Here is a 13,307-nt window from a genome sequence, read left to right as displayed (position 1 = left end):
CTCTATTTCAGGTCGCGCCAGTTCCTCCCTGTGCCGACCTCGACGACGATGGGAACCGAAAACTCCGCCACGTGCTCCATCTCGTGCTTCACGAGGGTCTCCATCTCTTTTTCCTCTTCCGGAACGACGTCGAAGAGAAGCTCGTCGTGGACCTGCAGGGTCATTCGGGAGCGAAGCCTGCGACGGGTCAGCTCGGAGTCAATGCGTAGCATGGCGAGTTTGATAAGGTCGGCGGCAGTGCCCTGGAGCGGTGTATTGACGGCTGTGCGCTCGGCGAAGCCGCGCATGTTGGGATTGCGGGACTGAATGTCGGGAATAGGACGGGCGCGCCCGAAGAAGGTACGCACGGCCTGCTCGCGCCGGACAGTAGCCAGGATCTCCTCGATGAAACTCTGCACGCCCTTATAACGTTCGAAGTAGCGCTCGATGTACTCGCGCGCGGTCTTCTGGTCGATACCGAGCTGGGCGGCAAGACCGAAGGGCGAGATGCCGTAGACGATGCCGAAGTTGACGGCCTTGGCACGATTGCGGGTCTCCTTGTCCATCGTCGCGGCATCGACTTCGAAGACTTCGGAGGCGGTAAGGGTATGAATGTCCTTGCCGGTGCGGTAGGCGTCCAGCAGCAGGGGATCCTGCGAGAAGTGGGCCATGAGACGCAGCTCGATCTGCGAGTAGTCAGCGGACATGAGCACGTTGCCCTTCGCGGGAATGAAGGCGGCGCGAATCTCGCGGCCTACGGCAGTGCGGATGGGGATGTTCTGAAGATTCGGATTAGTGCTCGAGAGACGCCCGGTCGCCGTGCCCACCTGATTGAAGGTGGTATGGATGCGGCCTTCGGAGTCGGCCAGCACCGGCAATGCGTCCAGATAGGTGCCCTTGAGCTTCTGGAGCTGTCGGTGCTCGATGACCAGAGCGGCGATGGGGTGACTCTCGGCTAGCTCTTCGAGGACGTCCTGCGCAGTGGAGACGACCTTGCCTTTGCCATACTTCATGGGCTTGGGCAGCAGCATCCTGTTGAAGAGGACATCGCCGAGCTGCTTGGGAGAGTTGATATTGAAGCGGTGGCCGGAGTCGCTGTAGATCTTCTCGGCAAGGTTGTCGATTTCGACGGCAAGCCGGGTGGACATCTCGCGGAGGAAGCCGGGATCGATGCGGACTCCGGTCTGCTCCATACGCAGGAGAACGGGAACCAGGGGCTTGTCGATGGTCTCGTAGACATGAAGGAGAGGCGAGACCGATTTGCTCTGTGTTCCCTGCTCCTTGCTCCCTGTCTTCGGCTGATCGGCGAAGAGCATCTCGGTTGTCACCGCGCCGCCCAGCGCGGGATCATCGGCGAGAATATTGTGCGCGACGGGGGCATAGTCCGTGACCTGTTTGGCGAGTGTCGTAACCAGGCGAACGATCGCAGCTGCGGCCTCGGGGAGACGCTTCGGGTCCGCAGGATTTTCCTTCGTCGGCTGATGGACGAGCGCGCGGCTGGTGCTGCGGGCGGCGATATCAGGAAGCGTGTGGGATCCGTGCGTGGGATTGATGAGGTAGCTCAGAAGCATGACATCGTTGCGAACGCCGTCAAGCTGAAGATTGTGCGTTTCCAAAGCACGGAGAACAGCTTTCAGATCGTGAACATCTTTCGGCAGCGAGGCATCGGCAAGCGCCTCTTTTATGCCCGGTTCGTCGAGTGAGACCTCGATGGCGAACTGGTCGTTGACTGCAAGTCCGAGTCTGCAGCCTGGATCTTCTGCTGGTTTCGCAGGTGCGGCCTCCGGTTCCTGCAGAACCGAGGACACTCCGAACAGGGACATGTTCTCGGCCGGGGGCGGCTCAGGCTCACCACTTTCTTCAGAGGGTTCCGCTGCCACCTCTTCGGCGATGGCCTGCGCGTCTTCGAAGATTGCGATGGCGAGGCCGTTGGGAAGTTTGGTTTCAGGATTGAGGGAGCGCGCCTCGTCGAGAAGGTGCTTGAGCTGGACCGCGGTGGGTTTGAGCTCGTAGGTGATAACGGTATTGTCGGGAGCGGGCGCCAGCTCCTTGAGGAGAGTCGTAAACTCGAGCTCGGAGAAGAGATCGCGGCAGGCAGCGAGATCAGGCGCCTGCGTGCGCATGTCGTCGAGCGAATACTCGATCGGCACCGAGGTATGAATGGTGACCAGATCTTTCGAGAGCAGGATGTTATCGCGATTGTTGGCGAGCGATTCACGATAGGTCTTGCGCTTGATGCTGTCGGGGGAGGCGGTTGCGGCATCGATTGCGCCCTCGACCGTGCCAAACTGCTGGATGAGCTCGACCGAGCCCTTGTCGCCAATGCCGGGCGCGCCGGGGATGTTGTCGATGGAGTCGCCACGCAGTGCCATCACATCGATCACGCGCTCAGGAGGAACGCCAAGAGCAGCCTCAACGCCGGCGGGATCGAGGATAAGGTTGTCCTTGGTGGGGTTCAGAATCGAAACATCTTCGTTGACGAGCTGCATCATGTCCTTGTCGGACGAGACGACATAGACATGGTGGCCGAGTGCAGCCAGCTTGCAGGAGAGCGTGCCGATGACATCGTCGGCCTCGAACCCCTCGTAGTAGAGGATGGGGATGCGGAAGGCTTCGAGTGCGCGCCGGATGTAGGGCTGCTGCTGGATGAGGTCGGGCGGGGTCTCGGTACGGTTGGCCTTATAGCCGCCGTACTCGGTGATCTCGAACTGCTGTGTCTTGATGTTGAACTTCTTGACGTCCTTCATCTGCGCAGCCATCTCGTTGCGATGGACGGGAGCGCCCACGTCGTAGACGGCGGCAAGGTACTCAGGCTGGAAGTCCTTACGCAGCTTGTTAATCATGTTGACGAAGACATAAGTCGCCGCTGTAGGAATACCGGTGCGCGTGGACATAGGCCGCGAACGCTGCATGGCGTGATAGGCGCGAAAGATAAAAGCCATCGAGTCGAGCAGGTAGATGGGTGGCTTCTTCGCCTTGGGCGCGGTGGACTTCGTTTCAGCGGACTTGGTGGGCGTCTTTGCCATAGCCTTTCGATGGTAGCGCGTTGGCTGAATACTTGTTCGCTAGAGGATCAGCATGCAATCACCGTACGAGAAGAAACGGTAGCTCTCGCGGACGGCGTGCTGGTAAGCCGCCAGCACCTTTTCCCTTCCCGCGAAGGCGCTGACCAGCATCAGCAGCGTGGATTCAGGAAGGTGAAAGTTGGTCAGCAGTCCACTGACGACGCGGAACGGATAGCCGGGGCTGATGAAGATGCTGGTCTCGCCCGAATGCGGATGCAGGCGAAGACCGGCGTGCGGTTCAAACGCGTCGGCAGACGCGATATGCGCGCAGTGCTCAAGCGTACGCGTGGTCGTGGTTCCCGCAGCGATAATGCGACGCTTCTCGCGCAGGGCCGCATTGATGGCATCGGCGGTTGCAGCAGGAAGGGTGTAGTGCTCGGAGTGGAGACGAATGTCTTCGACGCGCTCGGCACGGACCGGCTGAAAGGTGCCCAGGCCCACGTGAAGCGTGACTGTCTCAATCTGGACGCCGCGTGCACGAAGCTGGTCGAGGATCCCCGGGGTGAAGTGGAGGCCTGCGGTGGGAGCTGCGGCAGAGCCTGGCTCGTGGGAGAAAACCGTCTGGTAGCGGTCGCGATCCTCTTCGGTATCGCTGCGGTGGATATAAGGCGGCAGCGGCATATGGCCGATGCGATCAAGAATGGCGCGGAATTCGGATGTGGGGGCAAAGCGCAGGGTGCGCTCTCCGAAATCGGCAGCAGCTATGACCTCGGCTTCGAGAAGAGGCGTAGCGTCGTTCCCTGCTGCGAAGTGCAGGCGTTCGCCCGGCTGTATCTTGCGGCCGGGACGCACCAGGGCGGTCCACTCGTGCTCGTTGAGCTGCTGGGTCAGAAGAACTTCAATGCGACCAGTCGGATCAGGCGAGCTGGCCTGCGTATGCGGGCCGCGAACACGCGTTGCATAGAGACGCGCGGGAATGACGCGGCTGTCGTTGAGGATGAGCAGGTCTCCGGGATGGAGGAGCTGCGGCAAGTTGCGGAAGAAGTCGTCACGATACTCGCCGGCAGCGCGGTTAAGGACGAGCATGCGGCTGGAGCCACGCACGGGAGGCGGAGACTGGGCGATCAACTCTTCCGGAAGATCGAAATGAAAGTCGGATACGCGCACTCCAGTGATTTTAGTTTGTAGACGGGGTGTGGATTCCGAATGCTTTGCAACCGCCAGACCTCTATGCCGTGCGTGATTCGGCGATTTTGACAGAACGATCCAGAGCGGCCTGTACAGCTTCCCTTTCGGCGGGAACCGGGACAGTCCAGCCCACGGTAACGCGGGAAAAGGGTTTTGGGATAAGAAAGCGATCCCATGATCTAAGGGTCCAGGCTCGGTCCGGATGCACGTAGACTGCTCCGACGGGCGCGTTGACCGAGGCAGCAAGTTGCGTAACGCCGGGCTTCGCCTTTTGCGAAGGACCGCGGGGGCCATCGGCGGTGACGGCGATGTACTGGTTCTCGTAGTACGCACGCTGCAGATTTCGCAGGCCGACAGCGCCATCGCGTGAACTGGAACCGCGAACGGCGACGAAACCGAGCCGCTCGACGGTGCGGGCGATCAACTCGCCATCGAAGCTGCGGCTGATAAGAATATGCAGGTTTCCATTGCGGAAGCGCCAGGCACAGGCAAGCAGGCAACGGTGCCAGATGGCATAGATGAGCGGCGGAGGCGTGTGATATTGCGGCACCATGCCCGGCTCGCAGATATCTTCATACCGCAAGGTAACTCCGAGCAGGCAGATGATCATGTACGCCAGCGGTGGAACGATGGCGAGAAGAACGCGTTGCTTAAACGTAAAGCCTTGGGCTGCGGGTTCGGGCACGTAAACGAGTTTACTTCTCCAACCGGCCAATCACGACCCGGCGAAATTCGTTAGCTGTACTTGAGCCAACGCATGATCTCCGCCAGATTGGGGCGCTTGCCGTACATCAGGATGCCCACACGGTAGATTCGGCTGGCGACCCACAGAATGGCGTAAATCGTAACGATCATCAGCACGATGGAAAGCCCGATCTCCCATGCCGGTGGCGTGGCCAGCGAGATGCGGAGGTACATGATGAGCGGCGTGCAGAACGGGATCAGCGAGATCACACGCGCAATCATGCCGCTGGGATTGCTGATGACCGGAGCAAGCGCGAACATGCAACCCGCCAGAGGCATCACAAGGATCATGTTGAGCTGTTGAAGCTCCTGCTCGGAGTTGACCATCGCGCCAAGCGCCGCGGCGATGGAGGAATAAAGCAGGTAGCCAAGCAGAAAATACACGACGAAGAAGACGATCTGCATGGCGCTGAGCGAGACATGCATGTTGCCGCCCGCAATCGCTCCGATCCACGACCCGCTGGTGAGCAGAACTGCCGTAGCCAGCCACACCGCAACCTGCGTAAGGCCCACAGAGCCTACTCCGATCACCTTACCGGCCATCATCTCCTCCGGCGTGATGGTCGCCAGAAGCACCTCGAAGACCCGCGAGGTCTTCTCTTCGATGATGGAGCGGGCAACATTCATCCCGTAGAGCAGGATGACCATGTACATCAGGAAGAACAGGACATAGATGGCGACGAAGCTCGAGGTTGTATCGGCGTTTTTGCCAGCCTGGGTAGTGTCTATTTTCACCGGTTCCATCAGCGAATCGACATCGTGCGCCACCAGGCCGTCATGAGAGAGGCGTTCGCGCATCAGGACCGTGCGCAACGCCGTCGTGATGGTGCTCTTGGTGCTGATGTCGGCTGCCGAACGCGGCGTGTAGGAAAAGCTGGGTCGGGCATTGGGATCGGCCGCCGGGGTAATCCAGAGATAGCCGTCGATCTGCTTGTCGGCCAGCATCGAATCGAGCGATGCCTTGGTCGCGCTGTTACCGGGCGAGATGACGTCCACCGTCATCTCGCTATCCTTGCCATGCTCCAGCTCTTTCTGGAGATCGACGGCAAGCTGCTGATCGGGGGACACGATCGTTATGTGCGAGGTGGACTTCGCCTTGCTACCAGCAATGACCGACCCGACGATACCTCCGCCCATCAGCAGTGGAATCATGAGCGTGGAGATAAGAAAAGCCTTGGTGCGCACGCGCTCCAGGTATTCGCGCTTGGCGATGAGCCAGACATTATGCATCGACGCGGTCTCCTACGGTTTCGATGAAGATCTCTTCGAGGGTGGGCTCCATCACCTCGAAACGAGTGATGCGGGCTCGGGCCACCGCCTCGGCAAGCAGCGGCTGCGCGTCGGCGCCGTCGCGGAGTTTGATCTCGGCCATGCCGTTGTAGTTCTTTGCACCTTCCACAGACGGATGTTTCAGGAAAGAGGCATCGCCTTCGAAGACCATCTGGACCCGGTTCTTCGGATAGCGCGACTTGATCTCCTGCATAGGGCCGGAGAGAACGGGATGCCCGCGATGGATGAGGCAGATGGTGTCGCAGAGCTTCTCAACCTGATCCATGCGATGCGTGGAGAAGAGCACTGTGCGACCCTGCTTGTTCAGGTCGAGCAGCGTGTCCTGCAGAAGGCTGGCATTGACAGGATCGAGGCCGCTGAAGGGCTCATCCATGATGATGAGCTCCGGTTCGTGCAGCAAGGCCGCAATGAACTGAATCTTCTGCTGCATGCCTTTGGAGAGCTCTTCGGTCTTCTTCGGGATGGCCTCGGTGATCTCCATGCGCTCGCACCAGGCATGGGCACGTTTGCTGGCCGTAATCGCGTCGAGGCCATGCAGTTGTCCCAGGAAGATGAGCTGGTCGATGACTTTCATCTTCTTGTAGAGCCCGCGCTCCTCCGGCAGATAGCCTACGCGATGCAGATTCTTGCGATCGAAAGGTTGGTTGAAGAGGTCAACCGAGCCGGAGTCCGGGAGCGTCATCCCGATCATCATGCGAATCGAGGAGGTTTTGCCCGAGCCGTTCGGGCCAAGCAGGCCGAACATGCTTCCCTCCTCAATGCGGAAGCTCAGATTATCAACAGCGATTTTGGTGTCGTAGGCTTTGCGGACCTGCTGAAGTTCAACGATGGCCATGGAATTCCGTATGTCGAGTTAGGCCCAGTTTAGCAGGAGCCCTCGGATAACCTTTCGGGACAAAACCCAGCTTTACCCTTGAAGCTGCCGATACATCAATGCCAGGTCGAAGTTATTCCAGGCCTCCGCGACTTTGCCATCTTCAAGCCGGGCCAGGCACATGCCGGTAAATGTTACCCGCTTACCGGTGGCAGGCAGCCCCAGCCCGTCGCCGGTGTGCACTCCTGTCATGACACAGCGCGCCACGGTTAACTCTCCCTCGGTGACGGTCTGCTGTACGTCCGCATGGATCTCGGTGAAACTGGAGCGAAACTGCTTATGGAAGGCCTTGAATGCATCTCTTCCCTGCACTTCTGTACCATCGGGGTGCTCAAGCCCATGGGCCCTGAAACTGGATGTGGTCATCTCATCAATTGCTTCCGCGTGGCCCTTATTCCACACTTCATCGAACCACTTCTCAAGCAAGGTCATTGCAGCCCTCCAATGGGAGCAAACGTTTGTCCATCACGCTGAAAATCTGTCAAGGAACGTTCCAAATTATAAGGCCTGCCATAGAAGCATCCGCCACGTGTCCCGAGGCTTGGTAGCATCGATCTGTGCTGGAACTATCGACTCCTATTAAATATGTGAAGCGGGTGGGGGAACGGGTCGCCGAAGCACTGGCGAAACGTGGAGTCGAGACCGTGGAGGACCTGCTCTACCATCTGCCTTTCCGCTACGAAGACCGCCTGAATCCGCTCCCCATTCGAGAGTTGAAGGCCGGCAGCATGGCTTCGATCGTCGGTGAAGTACGTGGCTCTGCATTGCTGCGAACTCGTTCGATGCCGATCTTTGAGATGACCATCGGTCAGGGCATGGACACCGTGAAGTGCATGTGGTTTCACGGCAGCTACCTGAAGGACAAGTTTCATGCAGGGCAGATGGTGGCGCTTTACGGCAAGCTTGAAGCTTCGCGCTCCACCGCGGGAAAGTTCAAGATGATCCAGCCGCAGTTTGAGATCCTGCCTGCGGCGGACTCTCCGGACGCGGAGTTCGTCTCGCTCGAGGTAGGGCGCATCGTTCCCGTGTATGAATTTCTGGGAGGAACGACGGCCTGGGGAGCGAAGCTGACCTCACGCTGGCTGCGGCGCGTCGTCTGGGCTCTCTTCGACGAGCTGAAGGAGAAGGAAGGCAATGTGCCGGAGACTCTGCCGGCAGGAATGCTTAAGCGTTTGCGCCTTCCTGGAAGACTCGAAGCCCTTCGCGCGGTCCATTTTCCTGAGGCAGGCACGCCCATCACGGAGCTGATGTCAGCGACGACTCCCGGACACCAGCGGCTGATCTTCGAAGAGTTGTTTTACCTCGAGCTCGGGCTGGAGTTGAAACGCCGCCGACTGAGGGAGCGCGAAGGAACCGCCTTCCGCACCGATGATCGAGTCCGCACGGCGCTGAAGCAGGTGCTTCCCTTCCATCCCACCGCGGCGCAAAAACGCGTTCTGGGAGAGATCGCGACCGACATGCGCAGGACCCAACCGATGCGAAGGCTCCTGCAGGGCGACGTAGGATCGGGCAAGACCATTGTTGCGATGCAGGCGGCGCTGATTGCGATTGAGAATGGCTGCCAGGCAGCCTTGATGGCACCTACCGAGATTCTTGCGACCCAGCACTATCTCTCTGCGCGCAAGCTGCTGGGGGATGCAATCTCTCCGCGCACTGGCAGGCCTTATCGCGTGACGCTGTTGACCGGCTCGCTGGATGAAGTTGCCAAACGCGAGGCGCGGGGCAGAATTTATCGCGGGGAGACGGAGCTTGCAATCGGAACCCACGCGCTCATCGAAGAGAAGGTCGATTTCGACAACCTGGGCCTGGTGATCGTAGACGAACAACACCGGTTCGGCGTGCAACAGCGATTCCAGCTGATGAAGAAGCCTGGCCCGGACGGAAGGTCGGCAGAGCCAGATGTCCTGGTGATGACGGCGACTCCGATTCCGAGGACCCTTGCTCTCACACTCTACGGCGATCTCGATACCAGCGTGATCGACGAACTCCCGCCGGGACGAACTCCTATCGTGACGCGCCGAACGACAGAGGAGCGCGCCGCCGATGTCTGGGGATTCGTTCGCAAGCAGGTAGCCTCCGGACAGCAGGCCTATATCGTGTACCCCGTGATCGAGGGCACCAGGGACGACCAGCCGGAACTGGACTTCGCACGCGATGAGGCAAGTGCCGAGACGGAGGCCGGAACGCAGGCTCCGGAAGGCACGACGCCTCTCTTATCTTCGCGCGGCAAAATCTCGAAAGCGAAGCCGAAGAAGACTACGAAGACGGAAAAACTCTTTGCCCCGAAGAAGGCGCTACGCGCTGCCACCGATATGCACGAGAAGCTCCGCACAGGTGAACTGAAGGGGCTTCGTCTGGGCCTGTTGCATGGACGCCTGAGCGCCGACGAAAAAGAAATCGTCATGCGGCGTTTCCAGCGCGGCGAGATCGATGTCCTGATCGCGACAACCGTTATTGAAGTCGGAGTCGATGTTCCCAACGCATCCGTCATGGTCATCGAGCATGCCGAGCGCTTTGGCCTGGCGCAGATGCATCAGCTGCGAGGGCGCGTGGGTCGTGGCTCCGCAAAGAGCTACTGCATCCTGATGACAGGCGGCAGGGTAAGCGAGCAGGCCGAAGCGAGGCTCGACGCGATGGTCGCAACGCAGAATGGCTTCGAGCTGGCAGAGCTGGACCTGGAACAGCGGGGGCCCGGCGAGTTCTTCGGAACGCGACAGGCGGGAATGCCCGAGTTCCGCGTCGCCAATCTGTTGCGCGACCGCAAGACACTCGAGCAGGCCAAAGCCGAAGCAGCACGCTTCGTAGAAAAGCCGGATCCTGCGATGACACGGGAAGAGCGCGAAGCGATCTGGGCAAGGCTGAAACAGCAATGGCAGCGTCGCTATGGACTGGTAGAGGCGTAGAAGCAAAAGACCACGTCGGGACGGGGGTGAGAGAGTGTTGGGTTCCGATCAACACTCTCTTCTTTGTTTCCCCCATCCCATGGCGCGTCTTCCTGTCTTCAGGATGCGATCGCGGAATCGAAGACCACGGTCGGGGTAAGGGCAGATCTCTTGGGGCCGCGCTTGCGAGCGACGAGAACGCGGATGCGTTCAATCATCTCCGCCGGAGAGCTTGCTCCCTTGGGAAGAAACACATCGGCACAGCAAGCACGATCGGAGGAGCCGGTGGTCCCGGAGACGATCATCGCCGGCAACGCCGGCTGCAACTGCTTCGCGCGACGGACCAGTTCGTTGCCGTCCATCAGAGGCATGTTGAGATCGCTGAGCAGGAGATCGAGCGACCCGGGAATCGACTGCTCGACCACCTCGAGAGCGTGCTGGGGAGAGAGGGCAGGGATGACTCGGTATCCGCGGGTTTCCAGCAGGAAAGTTCGGACAGACAGCGTTTGTTCGTTGTCATCTACGCAAAGGATCGTCTTTTTCGGCCGCAAGGCAGTCTCGCTTCTGCCGGTGGGCAGCCGTAACGGCTGCTCCGGCGGATGGGCCAGGCTTGCGGATCGCTGGTTAGCAGTCCGCAAGCCCGGATGGTTCAGGCGTCCCCGCAGGCCCGGCCCGAGACGATTCGGGCGTAGGATGGCTGTCCACTCCCGGATGGAGCAGACGGAAGAGGCAAAGCTCTCCTGTCTGCTTCCACGTGGGAACAGTGCCCACCGCCCGGCATATCGAAGCCGGACCGCAGGGGGAGAGAGATACTCGTCCGGCGCAGGTTGCCCCGCGAGACTCGTCGAACGCAAAGGATCGGTCTGCGTAGATGCCGTAGGTGCGGAGCCACAAGTCGGCTCGCGGTCGGCTGCGGTTGCAGACAGCGATGATGCGCTTCGAGGACTCGCGACTGTGCGGCAGTCGAGCGTCTCTCAACTCAGGTTGTCAGTAATACAGGCGAAAGACCTCATCAGCGATGTGTTCGCACGTTGCGTGCGAAACAATCGTTAACGCTTGCCAAGAGTATGAAGAGACAGCCTGCAGCGCAACGGCGAAGCTAGAGCGAAAAGAGAAAAGATTAGACCTTGCACATCCACCGCATAGTGAATTCGGCGCGAATTTATTGACGATTCACAAAAGGCGCCTGTTGAAATTAAGTGCATCACGGCAGGAAAAAACGTCCCGTTGCAACAGGAATGGTGCGACCGCCGACAAACACTTCCGTAACTTTGTCTCCTGCGAGCTTCGCCGAGAGCGAAAGCCGGCTCGGACGTTGCATCTCCACTCCCTGTTCGAAGAGGATCGTCTCCCCACTGACTGCGAGACCATGCTTCACAAGCCATGCAATTGCGGGTCCAGCCGCAGATCCCGTTGCCGGATCCTCTCCGTTGTAGAACTTCATGCGCGCATGCCAGTCGACGCCGCTGCTGCTGTCGGCGCGCGTGAGGAAGTAGAAGAACTTCGCGTCGTGCCGTTGCAGGTAAGCCTGCACAGAAGGACTCTGGGGAACGACGACCCTGTGCGCCGCATCCAGCGAGCTGAGCGGAACGATGCAGAAGGGATTGCCCGTTGTAACGGTCTGAATGGGAAACGCGGGATCGATATCGTCGAGGGGAAGACCAAGCACCTTTGCAAGCTCAGCGCGATCCTGCGCCGGTCCAAAGACCGGATCGTTCTGCCGCATGGTTCCGAAGATTCCCTGCTGATGTGGATCCGGAGGCGCGAACCGAACGGGAATGCGTCCCGCCGTCAGGTCGAGCGCGATCGATTCTGCACCGCGCAGCTCGGGGTGATTCCAATAGAGCCAGCTCGCGGTGCCCAGCGTAGGATGACCGGCGAAGGGAAGCTCCTCCTCGGTCGTGAAGATGCGAACCCGGACGCCGCGCTCGCGATCGATCTCCGGGGAGCGGGGAAGGATGAAGGTGGTCTCGGAGAGATTCGTCTCGCGTGCAAAAGCTTGCATCTCCGCATCGGTCAGGCCGCGCGCGTCCGTGAAAATGGCCAGCTGATTTCCTTCCAGCGGCCGCTCGGCAAAGACGTCCACAAGCGCATAATCGAAGGCCACGTGTGCTGTAGAGGGCGGCGACGGTAGAGTTGACATGGAGGCTCCCGAGTTCTATGGTTTTGATTAGACCGCAATCAGGCCAACCTGCTTGATGCTAGCCGAGCTAGCCGCGGTACGAAATATTTTGACGCGATGATGATGACTCCGAACACACTTCCGATGCGCTGTCGCTTTAGCTAGGCGCGGGTGTGTGTATGAGCGAATCGAAGTAAGCGTCTTCGAATAGCACAGAGACCCACCCAGGCGGTCACGCGGGGGTGGGTTTTCTGTCTCGGCCCATAGCAACTTCAGAACGTGGGGCAAGTCCCCGGAAAGTAGAACGAACATGGCACTGCGTATCAATGATGTGGCTCCTGACTTTACCGCTGAAACGACTCACGGCACGATTCGCTTTCACGAGTGGATCGGCGATAACTGGGCCGTGTTGTTTTCGCACCCAAAGGACTTTACGCCGGTCTGCACCACGGAGCTGGGTGCGGTTGGATCGCTTGAAAGCCAATTCGCGGCTCGCGGAGCCAAGGCCATCGGCCTCAGCGTCGACCCGGTCGAGCATCACGGCCGATGGGCAAAGGACATTGAAGAGGTAACCGGATCGCCCGTTAACTTTCCCGTGATCGGCGACACGGAGCTCGCAGTAGCCAAGCTCTATGACATGCTTCCCGGAGATGCCGGCGACAGCTGCGAGGGCCGCACGCCTGCCGACAATGCGACTGTGCGTATGGTCTTCGTGGTGGGTCCCGACAAGCGCATCAAGCTGACGATGGCCTACCCCATGACCACCGGTCGCAACTTCGACGAAATCATCCGCGTGCTGGACTCGATGCAGTTGACCGCGAAGCACAAGGTTGCGACGCCCGCAAACTGGAAGCAGGGTGAGGATGTCATCATCACCGGCGCCGTTTCCAACGAAGATGCGGACAAGGTCTTCCCCGGCTACAAAACGGTAAAGCCCTACCTCCGTACGACGGCTCAGCCCAAGTAAGGTAATCTGTTCTGCAACGCCCTCCGCTGGATCTCCTGTCCGGCGGAGCGACGAGCACCGATGGCGAAGTGGCTAACGCGCTGGTCTGCAAAACCAGTATTCGTGGGTTCAATTCCCACTCGGTGCTCCACAAAAAGCCTTAGATAAAATCTAGCCCATCGGCAAAACCCACTAAAAACCCACTCTTTATTCTCTGCCCTAGAAATAGGGCGGGGATGCGCATGCTTGCGAATAAGCTGCGGATAGGGATGACATC

General features: G+C 59.6%; 10 protein-coding genes and 1 tRNA gene. 3 read left to right on the top strand and 8 right to left on the bottom strand.

The window, feature by feature from the left end; genetic code table 11:
- Positions 1-2 precede the first annotated feature (2 nt).
- The 6 genes from polA to AC5S26_RS14740 all read right to left on the bottom strand — a co-directional run bounded on the left by polA (position 3) and on the right by AC5S26_RS14740 (position 7,512).
- Entirely contained in the window at positions 3-3,005 is a 3,003-nt protein-coding gene (gene polA / locus AC5S26_RS14765; RefSeq protein WP_494185668.1) for a DNA polymerase I, read from the bottom strand.
- Positions 3,006-3,044: 39 nt separating this feature from the next.
- Positions 3,045-4,151 carry a tRNA preQ1(34) S-adenosylmethionine ribosyltransferase-isomerase QueA gene (queA, locus tag AC5S26_RS14760; RefSeq protein ID WP_494185667.1) on the bottom strand — a complete coding sequence of 369 codons (1,107 nt, stop codon included), beginning with the start codon at positions 4,149-4,151 and terminating at the stop codon, positions 3,045-3,047.
- A 61-nt stretch (positions 4,152-4,212) separates the two neighbouring features.
- Positions 4,213-4,857 carry a lysophospholipid acyltransferase family protein gene (locus AC5S26_RS14755; RefSeq protein WP_494185666.1) on the bottom strand — a complete coding sequence of 215 codons (645 nt, stop codon included), beginning with the start codon at positions 4,855-4,857 and terminating at the stop codon, positions 4,213-4,215.
- Positions 4,858-4,907: 50 nt separating this feature from the next.
- On the bottom strand, positions 4,908-6,146 hold the full coding sequence (locus AC5S26_RS14750; RefSeq protein ID WP_494185665.1) for an ABC transporter permease: 1,239 nt from the start codon (positions 6,144-6,146) through the stop codon (positions 4,908-4,910).
- The gene (locus AC5S26_RS14745; RefSeq protein WP_494185664.1) at positions 6,139-7,041 is read right to left on the bottom strand and encodes an ABC transporter ATP-binding protein; all 903 of its coding nucleotides are present in this window, start codon (positions 7,039-7,041) and stop codon (positions 6,139-6,141) included. The genes AC5S26_RS14750 and AC5S26_RS14745 overlap by 8 nt, the downstream gene beginning before the upstream one ends.
- Before the next feature lie 72 nt (positions 7,042-7,113).
- Complete coding sequence (locus AC5S26_RS14740; RefSeq protein WP_494185663.1) at positions 7,114-7,512, bottom strand: ester cyclase; 399 nt, start codon at positions 7,510-7,512, stop codon at positions 7,114-7,116.
- Between the two features lie 125 nt (positions 7,513-7,637).
- Between AC5S26_RS14740 and recG the strand changes: the two genes are divergently transcribed.
- Positions 7,638-9,983, top strand: coding sequence for an ATP-dependent DNA helicase RecG (gene recG / locus AC5S26_RS14735; protein ID WP_494185662.1), 2,346 nt, complete (start codon positions 7,638-7,640; stop codon positions 9,981-9,983).
- A 98-nt stretch (positions 9,984-10,081) separates the two neighbouring features.
- On the opposite strand, the gene AC5S26_RS14730 is transcribed toward recG, so the two are convergent.
- The gene (locus AC5S26_RS14730) at positions 10,082-10,816 is read right to left on the bottom strand and encodes a response regulator (protein ID WP_494185661.1); all 735 of its coding nucleotides are present in this window, start codon (positions 10,814-10,816) and stop codon (positions 10,082-10,084) included.
- Positions 10,817-11,166: 350 nt separating this feature from the next.
- Entirely contained in the window at positions 11,167-12,105 is a 939-nt protein-coding gene (locus AC5S26_RS14725) for a PhzF family phenazine biosynthesis protein (RefSeq protein ID WP_494185660.1), read from the bottom strand.
- Positions 12,106-12,394: 289 nt separating this feature from the next.
- Here AC5S26_RS14725 and AC5S26_RS14720 point away from each other — a divergent pair, with 289 nt between their 5' ends.
- Positions 12,395-13,051, top strand: coding sequence for a peroxiredoxin (locus tag AC5S26_RS14720; RefSeq protein ID WP_494185659.1), 657 nt, complete (start codon positions 12,395-12,397; stop codon positions 13,049-13,051).
- Positions 13,052-13,105: 54 nt separating this feature from the next.
- Positions 13,106-13,181 (top strand) — tRNA-Cys (locus tag AC5S26_RS14715).
- Positions 13,182-13,307: the final 126 nt, after the last annotated feature.

The organism is Edaphobacter sp. FHG110511_03 (genome assembly GCF_059115365.1).
The sequence above is the reverse complement of the archived record's forward strand: the minus strand, read 5'-3'. Positions and strand labels throughout refer to the sequence as shown.